This is a genomic window from Cryptosporangium minutisporangium (assembly GCF_039536245.1).
GTDB classification, from domain to species: Bacteria; Actinomycetota; Actinomycetes; order Mycobacteriales; family Cryptosporangiaceae; genus Cryptosporangium; species Cryptosporangium minutisporangium.
This window is the reverse complement of record NZ_BAAAYN010000001.1, coordinates 202,272-224,931: the sequence shown is the minus strand read 5'-3', so window position 1 is coordinate 224,931 and position 22,660 is coordinate 202,272. Positions and strand designations below refer to the sequence as shown.

27 protein-coding genes and 1 pseudogene are annotated in these 22,660 nt (G+C 71.9%); 12 read left to right on the top strand and 16 right to left on the bottom strand.

Annotated features, from left to right (window positions below; genetic code table 11):
* Positions 1-80 precede the first annotated feature (80 nt).
* On the top strand, positions 81-1,088 hold the full coding sequence (locus ABEB28_RS01235; protein ID WP_345726031.1) for an RNA polymerase subunit sigma-70: 1,008 nt from the start codon (positions 81-83) through the stop codon (positions 1,086-1,088).
* A gap of 68 nt (positions 1,089-1,156) precedes the next feature.
* On the top strand, positions 1,157-1,696 hold the full coding sequence (locus tag ABEB28_RS01230; RefSeq protein WP_345726030.1) for a dihydrofolate reductase family protein: 540 nt from the start codon (positions 1,157-1,159) through the stop codon (positions 1,694-1,696).
* Between the two features lie 33 nt (positions 1,697-1,729).
* Here ABEB28_RS01230 and ABEB28_RS01225 read toward each other — a convergent pair whose 3' ends face one another.
* Positions 1,730-2,233, bottom strand: coding sequence for an SRPBCC family protein (locus tag ABEB28_RS01225; protein ID WP_345726029.1), 504 nt, complete (start codon positions 2,231-2,233; stop codon positions 1,730-1,732).
* 77 nt (positions 2,234-2,310) lie between these two features.
* Between ABEB28_RS01225 and ABEB28_RS01220 the strand changes: the two genes are divergently transcribed.
* Positions 2,311-2,796, top strand: a complete 486-nt coding sequence (locus ABEB28_RS01220; protein WP_345726028.1) for a winged helix-turn-helix transcriptional regulator — start codon at positions 2,311-2,313, stop codon at positions 2,794-2,796.
* Here ABEB28_RS01220 and ABEB28_RS01215 read toward each other — a convergent pair.
* Complete coding sequence (locus ABEB28_RS01215) at positions 2,780-3,214, bottom strand: SgcJ/EcaC family oxidoreductase (RefSeq protein WP_345726027.1); 435 nt, start codon at positions 3,212-3,214, stop codon at positions 2,780-2,782. The two genes, ABEB28_RS01220 and ABEB28_RS01215, sit on opposite strands and share 17 nt — an antisense overlap.
* 53 nt (positions 3,215-3,267) lie before the next feature.
* On the opposite strand from ABEB28_RS01215, the gene ABEB28_RS01210 reads away from it, so the two are divergent.
* Positions 3,268-4,074 (top strand): class I SAM-dependent methyltransferase, encoded by an 807-nt coding sequence (locus tag ABEB28_RS01210; protein WP_345726026.1) that lies wholly within the window; start codon positions 3,268-3,270, stop codon positions 4,072-4,074.
* Here the strand turns inward: ABEB28_RS01210 and ABEB28_RS01205 are convergent.
* The 3 genes from ABEB28_RS01205 to ABEB28_RS01195 all read right to left on the bottom strand — a co-directional run bounded on the left by ABEB28_RS01205 (position 4,013) and on the right by ABEB28_RS01195 (position 6,631).
* Positions 4,013-4,612 carry a dihydrofolate reductase family protein gene (locus ABEB28_RS01205; protein ID WP_345726025.1) on the bottom strand — a complete coding sequence of 200 codons (600 nt, stop codon included), beginning with the start codon at positions 4,610-4,612 and terminating at the stop codon, positions 4,013-4,015. The genes ABEB28_RS01210 and ABEB28_RS01205 overlap by 62 nt on opposite strands.
* Complete coding sequence (locus ABEB28_RS01200) at positions 4,612-5,433, bottom strand: metalloregulator ArsR/SmtB family transcription factor (RefSeq protein ID WP_345726024.1); 822 nt, start codon at positions 5,431-5,433, stop codon at positions 4,612-4,614. The genes ABEB28_RS01205 and ABEB28_RS01200 overlap by 1 nt, the downstream gene beginning before the upstream one ends.
* Before the next feature lie 130 nt (positions 5,434-5,563).
* Entirely contained in the window at positions 5,564-6,631 is a 1,068-nt protein-coding gene (locus tag ABEB28_RS01195) for an aldo/keto reductase (protein WP_345726023.1), read from the bottom strand.
* 103 nt (positions 6,632-6,734) lie between these two features.
* On the opposite strand from ABEB28_RS01195, the gene ABEB28_RS01190 reads away from it, so the two are divergent.
* Positions 6,735-7,712: a helix-turn-helix transcriptional regulator gene (locus ABEB28_RS01190; protein ID WP_345726022.1), complete on the top strand. Its 978-nt coding sequence runs from the start codon at positions 6,735-6,737 to the stop codon at positions 7,710-7,712.
* A 256-nt stretch (positions 7,713-7,968) separates the two neighbouring features.
* Here the strand turns inward: ABEB28_RS01190 and ABEB28_RS01185 are convergent.
* Positions 7,969-8,259, bottom strand: a pseudogene (locus tag ABEB28_RS01185) (winged helix-turn-helix transcriptional regulator); the annotation flags it as partial.
* 156 nt (positions 8,260-8,415) lie between these two features.
* Between ABEB28_RS01185 and ABEB28_RS01180 the strand changes: the two are divergent.
* Entirely contained in the window at positions 8,416-9,204 is a 789-nt protein-coding gene (locus ABEB28_RS01180) for a methyltransferase domain-containing protein (protein WP_345726021.1), read from the top strand.
* Positions 9,205-9,209: 5 nt separating this feature from the next.
* Positions 9,210-10,016: an alpha/beta fold hydrolase gene (locus tag ABEB28_RS01175; RefSeq protein ID WP_345726045.1), complete on the top strand. Its 807-nt coding sequence runs from the start codon at positions 9,210-9,212 to the stop codon at positions 10,014-10,016.
* A gap of 19 nt (positions 10,017-10,035) precedes the next feature.
* Here the strand turns inward: ABEB28_RS01175 and ABEB28_RS01170 are convergent, their stop codons facing one another.
* Both ABEB28_RS01170 and ABEB28_RS01165 read right to left on the bottom strand, forming a co-directional pair.
* A complete protein-coding gene (locus ABEB28_RS01170) occupies positions 10,036-11,292 on the bottom strand; it encodes an endonuclease/exonuclease/phosphatase family protein (RefSeq protein ID WP_376980490.1) in 1,257 nt (418 codons plus the stop codon).
* 74 nt (positions 11,293-11,366) lie between these two features.
* Positions 11,367-12,233 (bottom strand): NmrA family NAD(P)-binding protein, encoded by an 867-nt coding sequence (locus tag ABEB28_RS01165; RefSeq protein ID WP_345726020.1) that lies wholly within the window; start codon positions 12,231-12,233, stop codon positions 11,367-11,369.
* A gap of 118 nt (positions 12,234-12,351) precedes the next feature.
* Between ABEB28_RS01165 and ABEB28_RS01160 the strand changes: the two genes are divergently transcribed.
* A complete protein-coding gene (locus ABEB28_RS01160) occupies positions 12,352-13,329 on the top strand; it encodes an AraC family transcriptional regulator (RefSeq protein WP_345726019.1) in 978 nt (325 codons plus the stop codon).
* Here the strand turns inward: ABEB28_RS01160 and sigJ are convergent.
* Positions 13,274-14,191 carry an RNA polymerase sigma factor SigJ gene (gene sigJ, locus ABEB28_RS01155; protein ID WP_345726018.1) on the bottom strand — a complete coding sequence of 306 codons (918 nt, stop codon included), beginning with the start codon at positions 14,189-14,191 and terminating at the stop codon, positions 13,274-13,276. The two genes, ABEB28_RS01160 and sigJ, sit on opposite strands and share 56 nt — an antisense overlap.
* A 139-nt stretch (positions 14,192-14,330) precedes the next feature.
* Between sigJ and wrbA the strand changes: the two genes are divergently transcribed.
* Entirely contained in the window at positions 14,331-14,939 is a 609-nt protein-coding gene (gene wrbA / locus ABEB28_RS01150) for an NAD(P)H:quinone oxidoreductase (protein WP_345726017.1), read from the top strand.
* Positions 14,940-14,960: 21 nt separating this feature from the next.
* Here the strand turns inward: wrbA and ABEB28_RS01145 are convergent, their stop codons facing one another.
* From ABEB28_RS01145 to ABEB28_RS01120, 6 genes are all read right to left on the bottom strand, one after another.
* Complete coding sequence (locus ABEB28_RS01145) at positions 14,961-16,301, bottom strand: alpha/beta fold hydrolase (protein ID WP_345726016.1); 1,341 nt, start codon at positions 16,299-16,301, stop codon at positions 14,961-14,963.
* Between the two features lie 293 nt (positions 16,302-16,594).
* Positions 16,595-17,038, bottom strand: coding sequence for an SRPBCC family protein (locus ABEB28_RS01140; protein WP_345726015.1), 444 nt, complete (start codon positions 17,036-17,038; stop codon positions 16,595-16,597).
* A gap of 2 nt (positions 17,039-17,040) precedes the next feature.
* Entirely contained in the window at positions 17,041-17,391 is a 351-nt protein-coding gene (locus tag ABEB28_RS01135) for an ArsR/SmtB family transcription factor (protein WP_345726014.1), read from the bottom strand.
* Positions 17,388-17,849 (bottom strand): SRPBCC family protein, encoded by a 462-nt coding sequence (locus tag ABEB28_RS01130; protein ID WP_345726013.1) that lies wholly within the window; start codon positions 17,847-17,849, stop codon positions 17,388-17,390. The genes ABEB28_RS01135 and ABEB28_RS01130 overlap by 4 nt, the downstream gene beginning before the upstream one ends.
* Before the next feature lie 87 nt (positions 17,850-17,936).
* Positions 17,937-18,599 carry a response regulator gene (locus tag ABEB28_RS01125; protein WP_345726043.1) on the bottom strand — a complete coding sequence of 221 codons (663 nt, stop codon included), beginning with the start codon at positions 18,597-18,599 and terminating at the stop codon, positions 17,937-17,939.
* The gene (locus tag ABEB28_RS01120; RefSeq protein WP_345726012.1) at positions 18,596-19,624 is read right to left on the bottom strand and encodes a sensor histidine kinase; all 1,029 of its coding nucleotides are present in this window, start codon (positions 19,622-19,624) and stop codon (positions 18,596-18,598) included. The genes ABEB28_RS01125 and ABEB28_RS01120 overlap by 4 nt, the downstream gene beginning before the upstream one ends.
* A gap of 119 nt (positions 19,625-19,743) precedes the next feature.
* Here ABEB28_RS01120 and ABEB28_RS01115 point away from each other — a divergent pair, with 119 nt between their 5' ends.
* Positions 19,744-20,292: a hypothetical protein gene (locus ABEB28_RS01115; RefSeq protein ID WP_345726011.1), complete on the top strand. Its 549-nt coding sequence runs from the start codon at positions 19,744-19,746 to the stop codon at positions 20,290-20,292.
* Positions 20,293-20,309: 17 nt separating this feature from the next.
* Positions 20,310-21,077 (top strand): FkbM family methyltransferase, encoded by a 768-nt coding sequence (locus tag ABEB28_RS01110; RefSeq protein ID WP_345726010.1) that lies wholly within the window; start codon positions 20,310-20,312, stop codon positions 21,075-21,077.
* 21 nt (positions 21,078-21,098) lie between these two features.
* On the opposite strand, the gene ABEB28_RS01105 is transcribed toward ABEB28_RS01110, so the two are convergent.
* Positions 21,099-21,773 carry an SDR family oxidoreductase gene (locus tag ABEB28_RS01105; protein ID WP_345726009.1) on the bottom strand — a complete coding sequence of 225 codons (675 nt, stop codon included), beginning with the start codon at positions 21,771-21,773 and terminating at the stop codon, positions 21,099-21,101.
* A 136-nt stretch (positions 21,774-21,909) separates the two neighbouring features.
* Between ABEB28_RS01105 and ABEB28_RS01100 the strand changes: the two genes are divergently transcribed.
* The gene (locus ABEB28_RS01100; protein WP_345726008.1) at positions 21,910-22,629 is read left to right on the top strand and encodes a tyrosine-protein phosphatase; all 720 of its coding nucleotides are present in this window, start codon (positions 21,910-21,912) and stop codon (positions 22,627-22,629) included.
* Positions 22,630-22,660 lie beyond the last annotated feature (31 nt).

Here is a 22,660-nt window from a genome sequence, read left to right as displayed (position 1 = left end):
CTGCAGCCGCGCGGCGGTTCGCGGCGAGATCGGGCGCGTGCCCAACCTCGGCCGCGCACGGGGCTGGCAGACTGTGCCGCGTGCCGCCATCCCTGCCGCTCGACGAGACCTCGTTCGCCGCCGCGGTCGAACAGCACCACCGTGAGCTGCGCGTGCACTGCTACCGCATGGTCGGCTCCTACACCGACGCCGAGGACCTCGTGCAGGAGACGTTCCTCCGTGCGTGGAAGGGCCTCTCCGGATTCCAGGGCCGCTCGTCGGTCCGCGCCTGGCTGTACCGGATCGCCACCAACGCCTGCCTGGACTGGCTCGACGGCAAGCCACGCCGGGTCCTGCCGCACCACCTGGCCGGCCCCTCGGAGCCGACGGCCGCCCTGCCGCCGCCCAGCGACGTCCCCTGGCTGGAGCCGTTCCCCGACGCCGAGCTGGTGGCCCCCGCCGACGCCGGGCCCGATGCGCTGGTGGTCGAACGCGAAACGATCGAGCTGGCGTACCTCGCCGCGCTCCAGTTCCTCCCGCCCCGGCAGCGCGCCGCGTTGATCCTCCGCGACGTCCACGGCTGGCCGGCGTCCGAGACCGCCGCCGCGCTCGACCTGAGCGTCCCCGCCGTGAACAGCGCGCTGCAGCGCGCCCGCACCACGCTGCGGGAGCACCTGCCGGAACGCCGGTCGGACTGGCGCGCAGCCGTCGTACCGACCGCGGTCGAACAACAACTGCTCAACCGCTATCTGGACGCCGTCCGGCGCGCCGATTTCCACGCGGTGGCCGATCTGCTGGCCGAGGACGTGCGCGCCACCATGCCGCCGTGGCCGCTGTGGTTCCGGGGCCGGGAGGCGGTGCGGCACGCGCTCGCCACCAGCTGGAACCCGGACTCGCCGGACTACGTGGGGGAGTTCGCGGCGCGGCAGATCGGGGCGAACCGGCAGCCGGCGGTGGCGACCTGGACCCGGCAGCCGGGGGACACCGTCTTCCGGGCGTTCGGCCTCGGGGTGATGCAGGTCGAGGACGGGGCCATCGCCGAGATGACCGCGTTCCACGGCCCGGCGCTGTTCGAGGTGTTCGGGTTGCCGCTGGAGATCGACCGATGAGTTTTCCGGCGAACCGCCGTCTCAACGGGGGTCGGTTCATCCGCTGATCTCCCCGGAGGTTCCCCGCCATGGGAAAGCTGCTCTACGGCGCGACGATGTCGCTCGACGGTTTCATCGCCGGCCCGAACGACGACATGTCCTGGCTGACGGACTTCTTCGGGCCCGACCCCGTCGCCGACGAACTGGTGGCGAACGTCGGGTCGTGTCTGATCGGCGCCCGCACGTTCTGGGGCAACGACCCGAACGCGGGCACCGACCAGGAGGGTCCGTTCGGCGGTGCCTGGAAGGGCCCACAGTTCGTCCTGACGCACCGGCCGCACCCCGAGCCGGTGGAGGACGTCACGTTCGTCGGTGATCTCGCCACGGCGATCGCCGAGTCGAGGGCCGCGGCCGGCGACGGATACGCGTGCGTCATCGGCGCCGACGTCGCCCGGCAGTGCCTGGAAGCCGGCGAGCTGGACGAGGTGCTCGTCTTCATCGCGCCGATCCTGCTCGGGGACGGCGTCCGGCTGTTCAGCCACCCGGGCGGCGCCGACTACCGGCTGGAGCGTCCGCGCGTGCACGAGACGCCGCACGCCACCAGCCTGTGGTACCGCGTGAAGAAGTGACCGGGAACCCGCCGGGGATTCGACCCCGGCGGGTCACGCACCGGCGAAGATCGCCTCCAGCTTGTCCAGGCACTGGTCGAGGCCGACCTGCGACATGGTCCGGGCCTGCTCGTCGGTGTAGCCGAACTCGGTGATGGTCAGGGTGGTGCCGCCGTCCGGCTCCGGGGTGAACGTGGCGACGTGCGGCACGGCGTCCGGAACGCCCGGCGGGATCCCGGCGTCGGCCGGGCTGATCGTCGTCCCGTCCGGATCCGCGAAGCGCATCACGTACTCCAGCCGCGTCGGGCGTTCGACGACGCTGTACGTCCAGGTGTTGGAGGTGTCGCCACCGCCGTACTCGGCCGGGGCGCGCATCGTCAGCAGGGACGCGCCACCCACCCGGACGTCCATCCGGGCGACCGGGCAGCTGAAGCCCGTCGGCCCCCACCAGCGGCGGACGAGGTCGGGTTCGGTGAACGCTGCCCAGACCGCGTCCACCGGCGCGGGGAGGGTCCGGCGCGCGGCCACGGTGAGGGTCGGGTCGGGGGTGACGGCCACCGCTGCTCCCAATCACTATGATTATGATAGTGATCTGCAAGCTAGGCCTTTGCGAAGAGCGACGTCAAGGTGTCAGCGTGAAGCGATCGACCGGCAAGTCCCACTGTCCGATCAACTTCGGGCTCGAGGCCTTCGGGGATCCGTGGTCGTTGCTCGTGGTCCGGGACATCGTGTACTTCGGCAAGCGGACGTTCTCCGAGTTCTCGGCGTCCGAGGAGCGGATCGCGCCGAGCGTCCTCAGTGCCCGGTTGGCCTACCTGGAGCAGCGCGACGTCCTCTCCCGACTGCCCGACGCCGGTGACGCCCGCAAGATGAGCTACCGCCTCACCGAGACCGGGCTCGCGCTGATCCCGATCCTGCTGGAGATCGCCGCCTGGAGCGCCCGGGTCGATCCCGACACGGACGCCCCGGCGGAGTGGATCGGTTTGGTCGAGGCCGACAAGCCCCGGATCACCCAGCTGATCATCGACGTCGTCCGCGGCGGCGGCAGCATCTTCGCGGGGGAGGACAGTGTGGTCGCGCGACTCGCGGCGGAGAGCGCGGGGTCTAGTTCGCGGGGTTGAAGATCGGTCGGCCACCGGCCGCCGACGCCAGTTCGTCCTCGGGCGCTGCGCCGTTCTGGCAGGCGGTCAACAGCCACCGGCCGTCTTCCTTCGCCATCACCCAGAGCGGGGTGCCGATGTCCGGCCCGTCCGGAGTCTGGTAGATCTGGCGCAGTTTGACCGCGGCGACGTCGGGACGGATGAACAGTAGGTGCTCCAGCTCGAACGTCACCGACTGGCCCTGCATCCCGCCGGGCAGCACCTGGCGGGTGAACGCCGCGATCTCGCTCAGGCCGAAGAGACGCTTGCCGCCGCCGGTCGTCCAGATCGCGTCGGACCGGAACAGGGCGAGGAACTCGTCCGGAAGTTCGTTGTTCTGCGCGTGTTCGACAGTGGCGATCAGCTGCTGGATGGCTTCGATGTCGTCTGCTGTGCTCATACCGAGAACGCTAAAACTTCAACCGCGGTTGAGATCAAGGAGGAACTCGGGCCATGACGACCGATCACCGGCTGGAGAGGATCCGCGCGGTACGGCGCGAGCTCGCGCGCGAGGGACCACCCCGGACCAGGGATCGCGATCGGGACTTCGAGATCGTCGCCCTCCCCGGACGCGACTGCGACCTGCTCCGTGACCTGTTGATCCGCGAGGGCGTCCGGACGGTCGTGGAGGTGGGCCTCGCGTACGGCAGCTCCGCCCTGGCGATCGGGGAAGCCCTGGTGACCGTCGGTTCACCGCACGCGCGCCACGTCGTCATCGATCCGTACCAGCAGGAGGCGTTCGCCGGTGTCGGCTGGGACCTGCTCCGCTCGGCGGGGCTGGACTCGATCGCCGGGCTCGTCGCCGAGCCCTCGTCGAGCGCGCTGCCCCGGCTCGTCGAGGAGGGCGTCGTCGCCGAGGCGGCGTTCGTGGACGGCAGCCACCGCTTCCACGAGGTGTTCGTCGACCTGTACTACCTGCGCAAGATCGTGCGGCCCGGCGGTCTGATCGTGCTCGACGACGACTGGACACCGTCCGTGCGCTCCGCGGTGCGCTACTACGAGCGAAACCTGGGCTGGTCGGTGGTTCCGGGAGCCTTCGCCGACGGCACGTCTCGTGCCGTCGGCGACGACCTCGCTGCCGANGCCCCGACCTCGCTGCCGAGGTCGTGCCCCGCTGCCGGGCGGTGCGCCTGCCCGCTCCGTCGTTCGAGCCGCCGTTCGAGGACTTCCGGTCGTTCGCGGAACCCGACCGGGGCAGTCAGCGCGCGCGGTCGTAGACCATCGCGATCTCGCCCAGCTCACCGGTCTCCTGGTGGGTGATCGTCCAGGTGGACGCGGGCAGACCGTCCTCGAACAGGCGCGGCCCGCCGCCGACGATCTCCGGGGTGACCATGAGGTACAGCCGGTCGAGGAGGTCGGCGGAGAGCAGCGGCTTGATGAGGCTCGCGCTGCAGTTGACGAGGATGTCGCCCTGCCCGGTGGCCTTCAACTCGGCGACGACGTCCGCGATGGGGGCGTTCACCACCCGGGTGCGCTCCCACGGCGCCTCGGTCAGCGTCGTCGAGAGCACCACCTTCTCGGCGTCGACCAGCCACTTCGCGTAGCCGCGATCACGCGGATCGGCGTTCTCGTCGTCGGCGACCGTGGGCCAGTAGCCGAGGAATCCCTCGGCGTTGAGCCGGCCGAGCAGCGCCGTCGTCGCGGTTTCGTAGATGCGGGTGAGGTGGTTCCGCGCGACCTCGGTGGTCGCGTACCGGACGATCGCGCCGAGATCACCGGGTCCGCCGGGGCCGTGGTAGCGCCCGTCCAGGGTCAGGTTCAGGTTCGCGGTCACTGTGCGGTCGGTCGACGAGCTCATCAGTGGGGGTTCCTCTCCTCCGTGGGTGCGGACGCGCGGACGGCGTCGGCGAGTTGGTCGAGCACCTGGCCCCAGCCGGTTTCGATGCCGGCGATGTACGGGACGGCGTCGACGGTCGTCTCGGTGATCCGCAGGCCGAGTCGCAGGTGGGTGCCGCCCGGGGTGGTGGCGAGCGTCAGGTCGTAGTGGCCGGTGAAGGAGACCGCTCCCGAGGCGTCCAGTACCGAGAGGTCGAATGCGAGATGGCCGGGCTCCGCTGCGGCGGAGACGGTGCCCTCGGAGCGGTACTGCCCGTCCGCATCGCGGTACTCCAGGACGGCCCGCCCGCCAGCAAGTGGTTCGAGCAGGCAGTCGGTGACGGTCATCGGCGGCGGCGCCCACCAGGACGCCAGCAGTGCCGGGTCGACCCAGTGCTGCCAGACGACGTCGCGGGGGGCGGCCAGCGCGCGTTCGTACGTGAACTCCCGACCGTCGGCCCACCGATCCCGGTCCGCGGCCGCGGTCTCGGCCTCGACGGCGGCGCGGTACCGCGCGATGACGTCTCGCTCGCCCTCGTGCGCGTCGCCGGCCGCGACCAGTTCGCGCAGCCGCTCGCCGAGAGCCGCCAGCGGTGCGGTTTCGATCGCGTACACGCGGCGCTGTCCGAGCGGATAGACGGCGACGAGGCCGGCGCGGGCGAGCGTCTGGAGGTGCTTGGTGGTCTGCGGTTGGCGCGAGCCGGTCAGCTCGGCCAGCTCACCGACGGATCGGGGCCGCTCGGCGAGGAGCTCCACGATGCGCCACCGTGCGGCATCTCCGAGTGCTGAGGCGATCCGATCCATGGGTAGAAGTATTCATTGCAAAGAATATTCGTGTCAAGGAATACTTCCGGAGCGCCGGGGGCGGCACGGCGACGGCNCGGCCCGGGAGCGGGGGCTCCCGGCCCGTCGCTGAGACGATCGTCAGCGCGGATCAGGCGGCGGGGCGGAGCGGACCTTCGCCGGCGCCGGACGCGACCAGCGCGTCGGCGACGAGGGTGAGGTCCGCGCTGGTGAGGCGCAGGCCGGTGGCGGGTGTCCAGCCGGCCAGCTGGTCCGGGCGTCGGGCACCGACGATCGCGCCGGTGACGCCGGGCCAGGCCAGTACCCAGGCGACGGCCGCCGCGGCGACCGGCACCGCGTGGCGCGCGGCGACGGTGGCGAGCGCGTCGGCGACGGCGAGGTTCGCCGCCAAGCGGTCGGTGAAGTCCGGGTGGTGACGACGCCAGTCGTTGGCGGGCAGCGCGGCGACGCGCTCGGCGTCGAACGTGCCACTCAGCAGTCCGGAGACCATCGGCGAGTACGCGATCACGCCGGTGTCGTGCGCCGCGGCCCACGCGATCTCCGCCGCCGCGCCGCGGTGGATCGCCGAGAACGGCGGCTGGATCGCGTCGACGTGCGCGACCGCCTCCGCGCGTTCGAGCAGAGCGACGTCGTGGTTCGACAGGCCGATCGCGCGGACCTTCCCCTCGGCGCGCAGGTCGGCCATGAGTTGCCAGTACTCCTCGAGCGGAGTGGCGAGCGGCGAGTCGCCGGTGCTCCCGCCGTCGCCGACGCCGCCCAGCAACTCCCCGTCGCCGGGCCAGTGGACCTGGTAGAGGTCGATGGCCTCCACGCCGAGCCGCCGGAGCGACCCCTCCAGGTCGCGCCGCACGACGTCCGGGCGCATCAACTTGCGGGCCTGGCCGAACGGGTCGGTCGGGTCTTCGAACACCAGCCCGCACTTGGTGAAAACGAGCGGCCGGTCGGCGCGGGGGAGCGCACGCAGTGCCCGGCCGACGACCTCCTCGGAGTGGCCCGCACCGTAGATCGCGGCGGTGTCGATCCAGTTCACGCCCGCCTCGACGGCCGCGTGAATCGCCGCGACCGAGTCGGCGTCGTCCTGGGCGCCCCAGCCGAAGCCCCAACTCGGGCCGGCGATCGCCCAGGCGCCGAAGCCGACCGGGCTGATGTCGATACCGCTCCGGCCGAGCGGCCGGGTGGTGAGCGTTCTGTTCGTCATGGCGTCGATGCTGGGCGCTTCCGGTCGCGGTAGGCAGTTGGCCCTGCACCCTGGGGTTGCGAACCCCTGGCTACTCGCCGAACGGCTGAGGCACGATTCCGCCATGGACCGTCGTACCGAACTCGGTGCCTACCTTCGCTCCCGTCGCGCCCGGCTGCGTCCGTCGGACGTCGGGCTGCCGCCGGGCATCGGGAGCCGCCGCGTCCCCGGCTTGCGTCGCGAGGAACTCGCTCTGTTGGCGGGCGTCAGCGTCGACTACTACGTCGAGCTCGAACAGGGCCGCGCCGGTGCCGTGTCCGACGTCGTCCTCGACGCGCTCGCCCGTGCGCTTCGCCTCGACGACGCCGAGCGTGCGCACCTGGCGAACCTCGCCCGCCCGGAGAAGCCCGGACGACGGCGGCGGGCGCCGCGGGTGTCCGTCCGGCCGGGACTGCGGCTGCTGCTCGACACGTTCGACGGCCACCCTGCGTACGTCGTCGGACCGCGTACCGAGGTTCTCGCGTGGAGCCCGCTCGCGGCGGCGCTCTTCGCCGACTTCGACGCGCTCCCACCCGCGCACCGCTGCATGGCACGACTGGTCTACCTGGAGGAGAGCTGGCAGTCGCTCTACACCGACTGGGAGACCAAGGCCGACGACGTCGTCGGCTTCCTGCGCCTGCAAGCCGGGCGGTTGCCCGACGACCCGGAGCTCGCGGCGCTCATCGGTGAGCTGTCGATCAAGAGCGACGCGTTCCGCGCCCGCTGGGCCGCCCAGAACGTTCGCGAGAAGACGTTCGGCTCGGTCACGCTCCACCACCCGGCCGTCGGCGAGCTGGACTTGTCGTGGGAGAGCCTGCGCTCGCCCGCGTCCGCCGACCAGACGCTCGTCGTCTACTCGGCGGCACTGGGCTCGCCGAGCGAGGAGCGCCTGCGAATGCTGGCGAGCTGGCACGCGCCGGCCGCACCCGCAGCGCTCAGGCGAGGGCCGGACGACTCGTCCCCGCGTACGGGTTCAGCCGACCCCAGCCCGCAAGCTGTTCGACCAGCCACGGCGCGGCGGTCACCGTCATCCGCCCGCTCCGTCGGGCCGCGTCCAGACTGAGCTCACCCGCGTACCACCGCACCAGAGTGGCGGTGTCCGCGGAGACGTGGCCGTCCTCGGCGAAGCCGGGGAACTTGACGCAGACCTCGTTGCCGGTGGCGGACAGCACGAGCCAGAAGACGTTCGGCACCGGACTCCCGGTCACGTGGAAACGCACCACCACCCTGGAGCGCGGCAGAGTGTCCGGTGCGATCATCCGGGAGACCGTCCATAAGGCGAGGTAGGGATCCTGGTTCTCGGGTTGGGCCTCCCGCCAGCGGGCGCCCCACGCGCCGAGCGCGAGGCAGACCTGCGCGAGTTCGGAACCGCTCGGGCTGAGCGCATACGTCGTGGACCGGCCGGTCTGGGTGCGGTCGACGACGCCGGCCCGCCGGAGCGCACGCAATCGCTGCGAGAGCACGCTGCGGGGAAGCCCCGGAGCGCCGTCCAGGATCTCGGTGAACCGGCCGCAGCCGAGGTACAGGTTCCGGATGATGATCGGCGTCCACCGTTCCGCGAACACCTCGGCCGCGAGCGCGATGGGACAGTACTGTCCGTAGCCTCGCATCCCCTCACGATCCGCCTTCCGCCCGGGAAGGGGAAGCGCGGCGTACACGGCGACCGGCCGGAATCCAGAAATCGAACTGTCGCCCCGGCCGGGCCGGTGCTTGCCTGGGTGGCGTCGGGCTCGTCGAGAGGCCCGCCGCAGGCGGAAGGAGACGCGATGTCCGAGGCCTACGTGATGTCCGCGGAGATGGCCGAGTTCTACGAGTCGACCTTCGTGCCGGCGCTGTTCGCCCCGTGGGCGCACCGGCTCGTGGACGCCGCCGCGGTGACCTCCGGCACCTCCGTACTCGACGTGGCCTGTGGCACCGGTGTGGTGGCCCGGACCGCTGCCGACCGGGTGGGCCCGGCCGGGTCGGTCGTCGGTGTGGACCTGAACGAGGCGATGCTCGGCGTCGCCGAGCGTGTACGGCCGGACCTCGAGTGGCGGCTCGGCGACGCCTGCGCGCTGCCGTTCGACGACGGTTCGTTCGACGTCGTACTGTCTCAGGCCGCGCTCATGTTCGTCGGTGATCGGGCGACGGCGCTCCGGGAGATGGGTCGGGTCTCCCGCGCGGACGGTCGGGTGGCGGTGCAGGTCCCGGGCCGGCTGACGGCCAGCCCGGGCTACCAGGCACTGGCCGACGTGGTCGCTCGGCACGCCGAGCCGGAGGTATCCGAGCTGCTCGGCACCTACTTCGCCGTGGGGGAGCCGGACCTGCTCGTGGGGCTGTTCGAGACGGCGTCCCTCCGAATCGACCGCTTCGACACCTGGTTGGGCGCGACCCGGTTGGGCTCGCTGGACACGTTCCTCGCCGCCGAGCTGCTACCCCTCGCCGACCGGGTCGACCGGGCGGTCCGCGACCGGATCGTCGAGGACTGCCGGACCGCGCTCGCTCCGTTCGTCGCCGCGGACGGCACGGTGAACGCGCCGCTCGAGGTCCAGCTGATCGTCGCCCACCGGACGTGACGGTCATGCTGCGCGCGGCGGTCCGGGCTGATCGCGACGTCCGGCTCGAGTACGAGGTCCGGGGAAGCGGCGAGCCGCTGATCCTTCTCCACGGCGGCCTCTGCGCGGGCTCGTTCCGGTGCCTGCTGGAGCGGCCGGAGCTGGCCGGTGAGCGCCGGCTGATCCGTTACCACCGCGTCGGATACGCGGGCAGTGACCGGATCGACGGGCCCGTCAGCGTGGGTGACCAGGCCGCACACTGCTGGTCGCTGATGCGGCACCTGGGCCTCGGGCGCGCGGACGTCGTCGGGCACTCCTCCAGCGCCGACATCGCCCTGCAGCTCGCGCTGGACCACCCGGCGGCGGTGCGCTCGCTCGCGCTGCTGGAAACGGCTCTGCTCACGGTGCCCACCGGGCCCTTCGCCGGGGACGCGATGCGGCACTACCAGGCCGGGGAGAAGGCTGCCGCGGTCGACGTGTGGCTGCGCGGCGTTGCTGGGCCCGACTACCGCGAGGCGCTCGAACGGGTCGAACCCGGTGCGTTCGACCAGGCGGTAGGTGACGCCGACACGTTCTTCGGCCAAGAACTCCCCGCCGTCCGCGACTGGCCGTTCGGCCCCGACGAGGCGAGGCGGGTCGAGCAGCCGGTGTTGCTGGTACTCGGTGCGCGCAGCCACGAGGTGTCCCCGGTGTTCGGCCGGCGCCACGAGCTGCTGCGGGCGTGGCTGCCCCGCGCCGAGCCCTTCGTCCTCGCCGACGCAAGTCACCTGCTGCACGTCCAGAACCCCGCCGGGATGGCCGAAGGACTCGCCCGCTTCCTGGCCCACCGGTAGGCCGGTGGGCCAGGAAGCGTCAGCGCAGCACCAGGTCCGCCCAGACGAGCCGGTGGTCCGACGTCGGGAAGCCGTTCACCGCCGACCACTGGGGATCGAAGACGCCGGTGAGGCGGAACAGCGGGTCGGCCCGGACGGGCCAGAAGACGCCGGAGCCGGCGACCTTGGTGCCCACCCGCGGCAGGACGTAGTCGGCGCGCAGGTTGCCCGGCGCGGTGTCGGAGAAGTCGGCGGTGTCGAAGCGGGGGTCGCCGCGGTGGGTCAGGTTCGCGCCGCCCTGCAGCGTCGTCGCCTCGGCCGCCCCGGGGCTGGCCGGCGTGGTCCGGGCGTTGACCAGCGGGTGCTCGGTCAGCTGCCGGATCGCGCTCTGGTACGAGTCACCGTCGTACGGGTCGGCGTTCTGGTCCCCGGCGATCACGAAGTTCTGGCCCGGCTTCAGGCCGCCCTTCCTGCCCTTGTCGTCGTAGATGTACGACGACTTCCGCGGCGTCACGTAGTCGGCCCAGAACCGGATCTCGTCGTGGTTGCGCCGCCCGTTGCGGTCCTCCGGCCCGTCGAACGTCGGCGGCGTCGGGTGCGAGGTCAGGAAGTGCACGGTCTTCTTGCCCACCCGGATCGGCACGTCCCAGTGGCTCTTCGACGACAGGCGCAGGACCGCCTGCTCCTCGGGCGAGTAGAAGTCGGCCGGCATCGCGTTGCCGGGCATGTCCCGCCACTTGAACAGCTGGAACGTCCGCACCGCCCGCGCGTCGATCGGGTACTTCGAGTAGACGACCATCCCGTACTGGCCCGGGAACAGCCCGAACCCGAAGGAGTCGTCGCCGTAGGCCTGATCACCCGGCGTCGTGTCGACGACGCCGTTGTTGTTCAGGTCGAACCCGGAGGCGATTCCGGTGTTCGACGGCGCGACGAACCGGTACGGATAGCGCTGCGCCGGTGCGCCGTTCTGGGACACCGCGAGGAAGTTCTCGGCGAACAGCCGTGCCGCCTCCGAGTCGTAGTCGAACTCGTTGATCAGGACGACGTCCGGATGAGCGCGCTGGATGACCTCCGCGACGTTGTGCGCCTGGCGCCGGTAGACGTCGTCGACGTCCGGGTTGGCCAGGTGCTCCCGGAGCAGGCCGGGGGTCGGCCGGTTGAGCGACAGGTTGTAGGTCGCGAACCGGACCTCGCCGCGCCCCGTGCCTTCCCGGGGCGCGGCGGTCGCCGGTGCCGCGCTGATCGTCGCCGCGCTGACTGCGCAGAGGACAGCTGTCAGAAGAGCTCGCTTCTTCACCCACCCTCCGTACCGGACGGTGCGAGGCCCCGCAACGGCAGGCACCGAATCGACCGTCCGTCGTCCCCGGCCGTTCAACCGCGGGCGGCCGCCTGGACGACATGGCGCAGCGTCTCGTCGAGCGTCGTGGTGCAGCGGAGCTGACGATCGCCGCAGGGCCGGAGCACGCCCCGGTCTTCCGCGTCGTAGAGCGCGACCAGCTCGTCGGCGAGCAGCGGCGGGACGCCGGCGTCGGTCAGTGCACCGAGCCAGTCCGACCGGCGGATCGGAACGACCTGCAGCGGTGCGCCGAGTGCCGCGCCCAGCGCATCAGCGACCTGCCGCTCGGTATAGCTCGGTGCGGCCAGATCGACCACCTCACTGGCCGACGGCGGCGAGGTCAGCAGCCGAGCCACCGTGGCGCCGATGTCCCGGGTGGCGACCATCGGGGTGGGGACGTCGGGGGAGTCGCCGAAGACCGGGTACACACCGACGCCGGTCGCCGCACCGAGCACGGCCTCGACCTTCTCCTGGAAGTGCGGGGAGCGGAGCGCGGTCAGTACGGCGTCGGTCTCGCGCAGGCGGCTCTCCAGGTGGTGCAGCCAGCGAATCGGGCCGGTGCCCTCGGGCAGCTCCGCGCCGACCGAGGAGAGCATGACGACGTGCGGGACGCCGCTGTCCGCGACGGCGCCCGCGATCGTGTCGGCCAGGTGCCGGTGGTCGGCGTCGGTGGCGGTCGGAATGGTCGGGAGCATCACGAACGCGCCGCGGCATCCGACGAAGGCCGCGGCGAGCGCCGTCCGGTCGGTGAAGTCGGCGACGGCGACGTCGGCACCCCGCTCGGCCCACGCTCGGCCCTTCTCCTGGTCGCGGACGACGACGCGTACCGCCGCTGCGGTGGCGAGCAGTGCGCGGGCGGTCGCGCCGCCGACGTGGCCGGTGACCCCAGTGATCGCATACATGGTGGAGCTCCTCTCCTCGACGTGGCCGTCGAGCTCACTCCCCAGTGAAGGCGGGGTCGGTGAGACGATCCATGTTCCTGCGGATCGCTTCGCTGTCAGATCGTCTACGCTGCGGGCCATGGACCCGCTGGGGGACCTGCTCGACGGCGTGCGTGCCCGCACCGCGGCGTTCTGTCAGGCCGTTCTCGAGCCGCCGTGGGCCCTCCGGATCGCCGACCGAGCACCGCTCGCGCTCGCCAGCGCACTCCAGGGTCACGCCTGGATCGTTCCCGACGACGCCGAGCCCACGCTGCTGCGCACCGGCGACGTAGCGGTCATCCTCGGGCCGGCTCCGTACACCGTCGCCGACCATCCGGACACCCCGCCGTCGCTCGTCGTCCACCCCGGAAACCGGCTCGCCACGACCGACGGGCGCGACGTCACCGCCGAGCTGCGGCTGTCCACGTACACCAGTGCGCTCGGCCCCGGCGTCGACCAGGGCCGGTCGGAGCACGCGGCGGTCGTGGCCAGCGGCACCTACCAAGTCACCGGCGACATCAGCGGGCGTCTACTGACCGCCCTTCCCGCGGTCGTCATGGTGGCGCACGACGAGCTCCGATCGCCGGTTCTGGACCTGATGGCGGCGGAGGTGAGCCGGAGCCGCCCGGGTCAGCAAGTAGTTCTCGACCGCCTGCTGGATCTGGCGCTCATCGTCGCGCTGCGGGCGTGGTTCGCCCGGCCCGAGGCCGACCCTCCCGGCTGGTACCTGGCGCACGGCGATCCGCTCGTGGGCCCCGCGCTGCAGGCGATCCACGACGATCCCGCCCGGCCGTGGACCGTCGAGACGCTCGCCGCGACCGTCGGGGCCTCGCGCGCGGCGTTCGCCCGCCGGTTCGCCGCGCTCGTCGGGCAGCCGCCGATGACCTACACGACGCACTGGCGCCTCGATCTCGCCGCCGACTTACTGCGCACCACCGACGCGACGATCAGCTCGGTGGCCCGGCAGGTCGGTTACGCCAACGCCTTCGCCCTGACCGTCGCGTTCAAACGGGTGCGTGGCATCACTCCGGGTCAGCACCGCGACGGAGCTCTCGCGCCCGCCACGGCCGGAGTTTGAGCGGGTTGAGGACGGCCCAGATGCGCGTGATCCGGTCGTCGGCGACGTCGAACGCCAGCACCGCCACCGTGACGTCGTCCACTTGAGTCACCAGGCCGGGCTGGCCGTTGACGGTGCGCTCCAGCATCGTCATCCCCGGCACGGCGGCGGCGCGATCGGCGAAGAAGCGTGCGATCCGCTCGGCGCCCTCGACCGGCCGGGGCGCCGCAGTGACCAGGCCGCCACCGTCGCCGATCGCCGTGGCGTCGGGAGCCAGCAGTTCGACGAGCGCGTCGATGTCCGCGGCGCCCCACGCGTCCCGGAAAGCCCGGACGAGTTCGGCCCGCCGGGCGGTCGGGGTCTCGGAAGGCCGCGGTGTGCGGAGCCGGCGGCGGGCCGAGGAGGCCAACTGACGGCAGGCCGCCGGGGTCCGGCCGACGACGTCCGCTACTTCGGCGAACGAGTAGCGGAAGACGTCGTGCAGGATGAACGCGACGCGCTCGGCGGGCGTCATCGACTCCAGCACCACGAGGAACGCCATGTTCACCGACTCGTCCAGGGTGACGCGGTCGGCCGGGTCGACCGTGGTGCTGCCCGACCGCCCACTGATCCACTCGCCGGGATCGGGGAGCGGCTCGGGTATCCATTCGCCCACGTAACGCTCGCGCCGGGCCCGTGCGGAGCCGAGCACGTCGAGGCAGATCCGGCCGACGACCGTCGTCAGCCACGCACCGGGCGACGCGATGGCTTCCCGCTGCTCCCGCGTCAGGGCGTACCAGCGGGCGAACGCCTCCTGCACGGCGTCCTCGGCGTCGGCCAGCGAGCCGAGGAGCCGGTAGGCGACGTTGATCAGCTGCCGGCGCTCGTCGGTCGGGGTGGTCATGCTGCCGCTGGCTCCCTCGGGTTGCTCGTCCTCCTCCGGTTACGACGAAACACCGCACCGAAACGTGAGGCCTCACATTCCGCGGCGGTGCGTCGTCGGTCCCGGTGAAGCGAACGCCGACCCCGAGGAGTCACCGGCCATGGAATCCGTGAACGCCGCGATCATCTACTACAGCGCGACCGGTACCGTGCACGCGCTGGCCAGCGCCGTCGCCGAGGGCGCGGAGAAGGCCGGCGCCCAGGTGCGGCTGCGCAAGGTCGCCGAGACGGCGCCGCCGGAGGCGATCAGCGCCAGGCCCGAGTGGGCCCAGCACGTCCAGGACACCGCCGACGTGGCCGAGGCGAGCCTCGACGACCTGGCCTGGGCCGACCTGGTGCTGTTCGGCACCCCGACCCGCTTCGGCAACGTGTCGGCCCAGCTCAAGGCGTTCATCGACACCACCGGCCCGCTGTGGTTCGCGGGCGGGCTCGCCGACAAGGTCTACTCGGCGTTCACCGCTTCCAACACGGCCCACGGCGGGCAGGAGTCGACGCTGCTGGCGCTGGGCAACGTGTTCTACCACTGGGGAGGCATCATCGTGCCCCCCGGCTACACCGATCCGGTGCAGTTCCGTTCCGGCAACCCGTACGGCACCTCGCACGTGGCCGGCGAGGGCCCGCCCGGCGACGTCGCCCTGGAGGCGGCGCGGCACCAGGGCCGGCGCGCGGTGGAGACCGCGGCCCAGCTGAAGGTCGGCCGCGCCGCCTGATCCGGGCACGTCCATACGCGCTCAGTCGTTGTCGAACTCCAAGCTGATCCGGTCGGTGCTCGACGGCCAGTTGGGGACCGTCAGCACGTCCGGAGCCCCGCCACCGCGGGGCCGGACGACCACCCGCACCGTGCGGGAGGGCGGCGTGCTGGCCGGCACGTACAGGTCGACGGCGGAGATGAACGGCTGACTGAAGAACGCCGGGATCGGCGCCGTGAGGTCGGTCGTCTTGTCCAGGCCCTTGTCGAACGTGAAGATGCCGATCGTCCGCTTGGACCGGGGGCTCGTCGCCGCGTTGAGGATCTCCCGGCCGTCGACGGTCAGCGAGTCACCGGCCGCGCCCTGGTCACCCCACCACTCCTTCTGCCTGCTGATGACCAGGTTGGTGGAGGTGGGGCTGTTCTCGGTCAGGGCGGCCAAGCCCTGGCCGGGCAGGCTGCTGAGCAGGCGGATGAGCCGGTCGGTGCGTCGGAACGGCTGGAAGTAGAGGTGGTGGACGGGCGCGCCGGGACGCACGATCGCGAACTCGTACCGGACGTCACCGCGTCCCCGGAACGGACCGAAGGATCCGTCGCCGGTCAGTCGGAACGTCGCATCCGGACGGTGGCGCAGCCGGGTGCCGGTGCGCGGGTGCACGGTGTACACCTGCAGCGTCGCGTCGGTGACCCCGACGTTGCTGGGGAACAGCACCGCGCGCCCGGCCAGGACCACCGGTCCGCGCTGCGGGACGATCCGCGTCGTCTTCGGCTCACGTCCGGTGAAGAACCGGTAGAACGCGGCGAACGTCTCCGGCGAGCTGACCGTCTGCGTGTGGGCCTGGTTCGGGAGTGCGACGTTGGTCGCGCCGACGATCGTCCGGGCGGGGTCGCCCTCGCCCCAGACCGCCAGCGTCGGAACGTTGCCGGGCGGGGCGGTCGCGGAGGCCCCGTCGAGGTTGACGTAGTGGGCGACGCGGGCCGCCCGCTGGGGCGAGCTGTTGAGGTACGCCTGCATGAGCGCGGTGCCGAGTGAGTGCGCGAGCAGGTCGATCCGGTCGGCGCCGGTCGCCGCGAGCAAGCGCGTGATGCGCTCGTCCAGGCCGGCGTAGACCTGTTCGCGGGTGTTCGTCGCGAACAGCGAGTCGTACTCGTGGGCCTCGATCCAGGTGGCCGGGTACCCGTTGCTGGTCAGCCGGCGGGCCTGGCTGTCGAATTGGCCGCCGGATCCGGAGAACCCGTGCACGAAGATCACCGGCCGCGGCGCCTTCGCGGCACCGCGCGACTCCGCCGGTGCGGCGATCGGGACGGCGCGCGGGGCGGCCTGGGCGGGGCCCGCTCCGGCCGTCCACGTGCCCGCGAGGAGCAGCAGCACCGCCGTGAGCACGCCGCCGAGGCGGACGCGGCGCCGTCCGCGAGCCGGGCTGTTCCTGCGAGCGGATTCCGGTAAGGACTGGTCGACCATTGATCAGCCTTTCCTGCGCGGCGGTGAGCGTCCGGCGGGATTCGTCCGATGTGCCACCTATCGGGGCGAACGCTAGGAGTGGCGGGCAGGCCGGTCAAGGGCCGCGCGGAGTACTGTGCACACGCCCAAAAACGCCGCGCGAAGTATTCGGGACGGGTCGGCCCGCACCCGAACGCCGCGTTGTCTTTCGGCGTTCGGGTGCGGGCCGACCGGGGTCAGTGCCAGTTGCTGATCTGCACGTCCCGCGGAGCCGGTGTGCCCTCTCCGGTCTCCACCAGCGCCTTCAGGCTCATCAGGTACGCGCCCCACTTCGTGCTGCAGTGGTGCATGAACTCGACCGGCTCCTTCCAGCCCTGGTGCTTGAAGAGGACGATCGTGTAGTCGCCGTCCTGGCGGATCTCCCAGTCGACGGTGGTTCCGATCCACTCGTCGGGGCCGCCGACCACCCGCCACGTCACCCCCTCGCGCGGCCGCAGCTCGATGACCTCCATGTCGAAGCCGCCGGGCGGGAACCGGAACTCGAGTACGCCACCGACGTCGGTGGTGCCCTTCGTGTCGTCGGTCCACCAGGCGGCCAGCCCGTCGACGGTCGTCAGCGCGTCGTACACCTTCTCGGGCGTCCCGTCTTTCATGCCGACGCGGTGCAGAATGTCCACCATCGTTATTCCTCTCGGTTGTGCTGGATCGCCTCGGCGATCCGCTTGATCCGCTGCAGTCGGGCGTCCCATGCCGCGCCGACCGACGAAAGCTGGGCCACTGCACGGGCGAGCTGGGCTTCGTCCACTCGGTACCGCCTCTCCCGGCCCTCCGGTATCGCCCGGACCAGGCCGACTCGGTTGAGCACGCCGAGGTGCTTGGCCACCGCCTGACGGGTAACCGGCAGTTGCTGGCCCAGCGTGGTCGCGGTGCCGCCGCTCTCGGTGAGCAGCAGGTCGAGCATTCGGCGGCGGGTCGGATCCCCGATCGCGGACCAGAGTTCGTCGTCGACCGTGTCGGCCACCGCCGTGGTCACTGCCGCACCACCAGCGTCGCGACGTACGGCGCGAGCCGCGGCAGGAAGATGTCCCAGCCGGTGACGTGCTCCTGGTACTGCTGCTCCAGGACGGCGGCTTCCCAGCCCATCTCCCGGAAACCGGTCTCGGTCATCCGGAGCAGCGTCCCGGTGCCCGACGGGGTCAGGTCGAAGGTGACGAGCATCGAGTTGCCCTCGGCCGCGACCTCGCCGGCCGGATGCGCCCACCGGAACGAGAACCTCCGCGGCGGGGCGACGTCGACGACGGTGAACGACACCACGGTTCCGCCGTCGTCGCGCGTACCGAACACGATGTCTCCGGCGGAGCCGGGCGTGCGGTCGTATCGGGCCTCGTCCGGCCACCACTCCTTGACGTGGTCGGGGCTGCTCACGACCTCGAACACGACGTCGGGTGACGCGTCGACGTAGATCTCGCGCTCGATGGATCCGAATTCCATGCTGTCCTCCTGCAACCTTTGGTTGCACAAGAACGTAACGCGCCTCCGAGTGATGCGCAACCATCGGTTGCGCGTCGGGTGTCCGACCTACTGATCCGCCGACCGCGGCTCGACCAGCCCGCGCTCCCAGACCCAGGCCGCCAGACCGACCCGGTTGGGGACGCCGAGCTTCTGGGCCATCGCGGCCAGGTGGTTCTTCACCGTGCCGGGTGCCAGGTAGAGCTCCGCTCCGATCTCCGCGTTGGTGTGGCCCCGCGCGACCAGGCGCGCCACCGCCAGCTCCCGCTCGGTGAGCGGAATCGGATCGCTCCGGTGCTCCCGCGTACCGCCGCGGGAGCGGAGTAGCCGGACGGTCAGCTCCGGGCTGATCAGCACGTCCCCGGCCGCGGCCGCACGGACGCCCTCGGCGAGCAACGCCGGGCTGGAGCGCTTGAGCAGGAAGCCACACGCGCCGTTCTCCAGCGCCGTGTGCACGTACTCGTCGAGGTCGAACGTCGTCAGTACGACTACGCGGAGCGGGTCGGTGACCTCGGGCCCGGCCAGCAGCCGGGTCAGCTCCAGACCGTCGAGCCGGGGCATCCGGATGTCGGCGAGCACGACGTCCGGACGCAGTCGCCGGGCCAGCTCGAGAGCCTCGGCGCCGTCCGCGGCTTCGCCGACCACGGAGATGTCCGGCTGGGCGTCCAGGATGATCCGGAAGGCGAGCCGGACCGGCGCCTGGTCCTCGGCGAGAAGCACCCGGATCGTCATCGGCCGCTTACGGGCAGCGTCGCTGTGGTGCGCCACCCGCGGCGCTCCCTCGGTCCGGCGTCCAGCGAGCCGCCGAGTAGCCGGATCCGTTCGGTCAGGCCAACCAACCCGCGGCCGCCGCGCGCGGCGACCACCGCGTCGCCGCCGTCGTCGGTCACCTCGACGACCAGCTGCCCACCGTCCCGGCGTAATCGCACGTCGACCCGGGACGCGCTCGGCGCGTGCCGCCGGACGTTCGTCAGCGCCTCCATCACCACCCGGTAGGCGGCGGCACCGGCCTCGCGGGGGACGCCGGCCGGTAGCCCCGCGCCCAGCTCGAGTCGGACGTCGGCGGGGAACGATCCGCTGAACCGACCGACCAGCTCGTTGACGTCGGCCAGGCTCGGGGCCGGGTGCCGGAGGTCGAGCGCACCGTCGAGGAGGTCGAGCGTGCGATCCATCGACGCGAGCGCACTGCGTGCCGACGTCTCGATCCCGTGCACGAGCTCCGCGAGCTGGCTTCCGGCCGGGGCGAGAACCCGGCCGGCTTGCGCCAGCGCGAGCACTTCGCTGACGTCGTGGGCGACGAAGTCGTGCAGCTCGCGCGCCATCAGCGTGCGCTGCGCCGCCCGGGCCTCGGCTGCCGCCCGCTGCCGGGCGGCGTCCAACGAGCCCAGGTAGGCCCCGATGCCGGCGGCGCCGAGCGCGGCGGCGAACCAGGTCGCGCAGCCGAAGAGGATCGTCGCGGACGTCGGCGGTTCGACGCGGAGCAGCCAGGCGCCGACCGCCACCGCACCGGGAAGCACGAACGGCAGCTGACCCGGGCGGCGGGCGGTGACGCCGATCAGGATCAGCAGGGCGCCGGTCTCGACCAGCCCCAGCACGCTGTCGGCGGCCGACAGCGCGCCGTCGCGAGAACTGACCAGGGTGATCAGGAGCGAGACCGATCCGGCGAGCACGATCGGGCCGCGTGAGCCGCGCAGACCCGGCCGCACCAGCGCGAGGAGCAGAGCGGCGAGGACGCAGGCCGCTGCGGCGACGTTCATGGGCCCGAGCGTAGGGGCGAGAAGCGCGTCAGCGACCCCTGCCGATCGGCACTGTTTCGGCCGTCCGGGTGCCGGACGGCATCTGTGCCGCGGCTGTCGTGGCGCCGAGGCTCGATGCCATGACGACAACAACTCTTCCGATCACCGGCTCGACCGTTCCGAGCTGGCTGCTCTGGACCGCGCGCGCCGTTCCGCTCCTCATGCTGCCGTCGGGGCTGTGGCGCGTCGCGCTCGGGCTCGGCATCCCGGTCGGGTTCAGCGGTGAGCTGGCCGAACTGTTCGCCGCGCCCGGCTGGATCACGCCGTACGTCCTCACCTTGAGCGCGCTGGCCGAGGCGCTGGCGCTGCTGACGCTGGGCCTCGTCCGGCCCTGGGGTGAGGTCTTTCCCCGCTGGATCCCGTGGGTGGGCGGTCGGGTCGTGCCCGTCGCCGCGGCGGTCGTGCCGGCGGTTCTCGGCGCGGTGGGGATCACCGTGCTCTCGCTCGTGAGCGCCTCGTTCTGGTTCGGGCCGGAGAACATGGGGGACCCGGACGCTCCGCAGGGACTCGCGGGCGCGATCATGACCGCCTGCTACGCGCCACAGCTGCTGTGGGGACCGCTGCTCGCGGTGGTCACGGTCGCCTATTACCGCCGACGGGTGAGTGGTGAGCGAACCGCCGCGGGGTGAGGTTCGTATCGTTCGGTATGACCTCTAGTAGCGCCATCTCGTCACTGAAGGCCGATCCGGCTGCGTCGTCGATCCACCGATCGCTCGAGGTCTACTACGGAAACGCCGAGCACGACGCGGCGCTGGACGCTTTCTACGCGGGGTTCGTGCGCCCGGGAGACCTCGTCTTCGACATCGGCGCGCACGTCGGTGAGCGGGTGGGTTCGTTCCGTCGGCTGGGCGCCCGCGTGGTCGCGCTGGAGCCGCAGCCGCTGTGCGGCCGGGCTCTGCGAGAGATCTACGCCGGGGACGAGGACGTGGTGATCGTCGAGGCCGCGTGCGGTGCCGAGGAGGGGACCGTGGAGTTCTACGTCAATTCGGCGAACCCCACGGTCTCCACCGCCTCGAAGGACTTCGTGGGAGCCGCCGACGGCGCCGGGGGCTGGGAGGGACAGGTCTGGGACACGAAGATCGAGGTGCCGACCGTGACGCTCGATCGCGTGATCCAGCAGTACGGCACCCCCGCGTTCACCAAGATCGACGTCGAGGGTTACGAGGACTCGGTGCTGGCCGGCTTGAGCGGCCCGCTGCCCGCGCTGTCGTTCGAGTTCACGACGATCGAGCGGGTCGTGGCGCTGCGGTGCCTGGACCGAGCGGCCGCGCTGGGGTTCGGGCGCTTCAACGCGTCGCTGGGGGACAGCTTCGCGTTCGAGTTCGACGAGTGGGTGCGGCCGGAGACGATGGCCGCTCATCTGGAGGCGCTTCCCCACGAGGCCAACTCCGGGGACGTCTACTGCCTTCCGTGACTGACCGGCGGCCGTCGCCGGTCAGGCGTCGCCGTACACCGGGATGCGGGCGCCGCTGATCGGTGCGGCGTCGTCGCTGAGCAGGAACCCGATCACCCGGGCGACGGCCTCGGTGCTGACCGCCTTGCCCGCCAGCTCCGGAGACATCCAGCTGCGGTTCGCCGGGGTGTCCAGCACCGAGGGCAGTACGGCGTTGACCCGGATGCCGGCCGGCCGCAGCTCGTCGGCGAGCAGCTCGGTGATCCGGACGACCGCGGCCTTGCTCGCCGCGTGTCCGACCGGCGCCTTGCCGCTCACCGCGGTCTTCGAGCCCACCGTCACGACCGACGAGCCCCGCGGCATCCGGGCCGCGGCCTGCTGCGCGCTCCAGAGCAGCGTCGAGACGTTGCCCTCCCAGAGCCCGGCAAACGTGTCCTCGTCCAGGTCGGCGAGGCTGCCGGGGGTGAAGCCACCGGCGAGTGCGACCAGCCCCGACGGCGTGCCGAACTCGTCGGCCTGTTTCCAGGCGTCGCGCACCGACGCCCGGTCGGCCAGGTCGACGCCGATCGCCCGGACGCCGTCCCAGCCGCCGACCTCGTCCAGCGGAGCACCGGGCCGGTCCATCGCGACGACCGTCCCGCCGCGGCCGGTCAGCTCGGCGAGCACCGCCCGCCCGAGCGCGCCGGCGGCTCCGGTAACGACGGTGATGCCGACCATTTGTCCTCCTCCGGGCATTGCTGTCCGACCTGAGACTACCGATCTGGCTGGGTCGACGATCGACCCGTACGCTTCACCCCGCGTTCACCGGGGCGGCTGATGCTCGGGTCTGAACGTCGCGAGCGAAGGAGACGAGATGACGGCCGCCACCACCCGCAACCTGCCGCTGCCCGGCACCTACAACGTCCGGGACGCCGGTGGGTACGCCACCGCCGACGGCGGGACGGTGCGGCGACGGTTGTTGATCCGGGCGGACGGGCTCGCCGGTCTGGACGACACCGGCCGGACGCAGCTCGCCGAACTCGGCATCCGGACCGTGATCGACCTCCGGGAGAACGCCGAGGTGGAGATCGCGCCGGATGCGCTCGGCGACCTGCCGATCCGCTACCGGCACCTCCCGGCCTTCGCCGGAATGGCGGCCGAGCGGCGTCCGCGCAGCCTCGAAGAGGCCTACGACCTGATGGTGGACGACTGCGGCGACGCACTCGCCGCGATCGTCGCCGCCCTCGCCGAGCCGGACGCGTTGCCCGCGGTCGTGCACTGCACCGCGGGCAAGGACCGCACCGGCCTGACGATCGCGCTCGTCCATGCGCTGCTCGGCGTCGCTCCGGCCGACGTCGAGGCGGACTACGCGGCTACCGCGGAGAACCTCTCCACCGGGTTCGCGGACAAGATCCGGGCGACGATGCCGCCGGGTGAGCACACCGACGCGATGCTCAGCGAGATGCTCGCGTGCCCGCCGGAGCTGATCCGCCACGCGCTGGACCGTCTCGGCGACCCCGAGGAGTACCTGACCAAGCACGGCCTGCCCGCCGAGGCGGTGCCCGCACTCCGCGCCGCCCTGATCGAGCGCTGACCGCCGCCCCGGGCGTCGAGCGGTGTGCGTT

Excerpts from the sequence above, each read along its gene's own strand:
- ABEB28_RS01230 (WP_345726030.1), top strand. The coding sequence starts at position 1,157 with ATGGGAAAGCTGCTCTACGGCGCGACGATGTCGCTCGACGGTTTCATC.
- ABEB28_RS01215 (WP_345726027.1), bottom strand. The coding sequence starts at position 3,214 with ATGAGCACAGCAGACGACATCGAAGCCATCCAGCAGCTGATCGCCACT.
- ABEB28_RS01205 (WP_345726025.1), bottom strand. The coding sequence starts at position 4,612 with ATGAGCTCGTCGACCGACCGCACAGTGACCGCGAACCTGAACCTGACC.
- ABEB28_RS01200 (WP_345726024.1), bottom strand. The coding sequence starts at position 5,433 with ATGGATCGGATCGCCTCAGCACTCGGAGATGCCGCACGGTGGCGCATC.
- ABEB28_RS01195 (WP_345726023.1), bottom strand. The coding sequence starts at position 6,631 with ATGACGAACAGAACGCTCACCACCCGGCCGCTCGGCCGGAGCGGTATC.
- ABEB28_RS01190 (WP_345726022.1), top strand. The coding sequence starts at position 6,735 with ATGGACCGTCGTACCGAACTCGGTGCCTACCTTCGCTCCCGTCGCGCC.
- ABEB28_RS01180 (WP_345726021.1), top strand. The coding sequence starts at position 8,416 with ATGTCCGAGGCCTACGTGATGTCCGCGGAGATGGCCGAGTTCTACGAG.
- ABEB28_RS01175 (WP_345726045.1), top strand. The coding sequence starts at position 9,210 with ATGCTGCGCGCGGCGGTCCGGGCTGATCGCGACGTCCGGCTCGAGTAC.
- ABEB28_RS01165 (WP_345726020.1), bottom strand. The coding sequence starts at position 12,233 with ATGTATGCGATCACTGGGGTCACCGGCCACGTCGGCGGCGCGACCGCC.
- ABEB28_RS01160 (WP_345726019.1), top strand. The coding sequence starts at position 12,352 with ATGGACCCGCTGGGGGACCTGCTCGACGGCGTGCGTGCCCGCACCGCG.
- sigJ (WP_345726018.1), bottom strand. The coding sequence starts at position 14,191 with ATGACCACCCCGACCGACGAGCGCCGGCAGCTGATCAACGTCGCCTAC.
- wrbA (WP_345726017.1), top strand. The coding sequence starts at position 14,331 with ATGGAATCCGTGAACGCCGCGATCATCTACTACAGCGCGACCGGTACC.
- ABEB28_RS01140 (WP_345726015.1), bottom strand. The coding sequence starts at position 17,038 with ATGGTGGACATTCTGCACCGCGTCGGCATGAAAGACGGGACGCCCGAG.
- ABEB28_RS01130 (WP_345726013.1), bottom strand. The coding sequence starts at position 17,849 with ATGGAATTCGGATCCATCGAGCGCGAGATCTACGTCGACGCGTCACCC.
- ABEB28_RS01125 (WP_345726043.1), bottom strand. The coding sequence starts at position 18,599 with ATGACGATCCGGGTGCTTCTCGCCGAGGACCAGGCGCCGGTCCGGCTC.
- ABEB28_RS01120 (WP_345726012.1), bottom strand. The coding sequence starts at position 19,624 with ATGAACGTCGCCGCAGCGGCCTGCGTCCTCGCCGCTCTGCTCCTCGCG.
- ABEB28_RS01115 (WP_345726011.1), top strand. The coding sequence starts at position 19,744 with ATGACGACAACAACTCTTCCGATCACCGGCTCGACCGTTCCGAGCTGG.
- ABEB28_RS01110 (WP_345726010.1), top strand. The coding sequence starts at position 20,310 with ATGACCTCTAGTAGCGCCATCTCGTCACTGAAGGCCGATCCGGCTGCG.
- ABEB28_RS01105 (WP_345726009.1), bottom strand. The coding sequence starts at position 21,773 with ATGGTCGGCATCACCGTCGTTACCGGAGCCGCCGGCGCGCTCGGGCGG.
- ABEB28_RS01100 (WP_345726008.1), top strand. The coding sequence starts at position 21,910 with ATGACGGCCGCCACCACCCGCAACCTGCCGCTGCCCGGCACCTACAAC.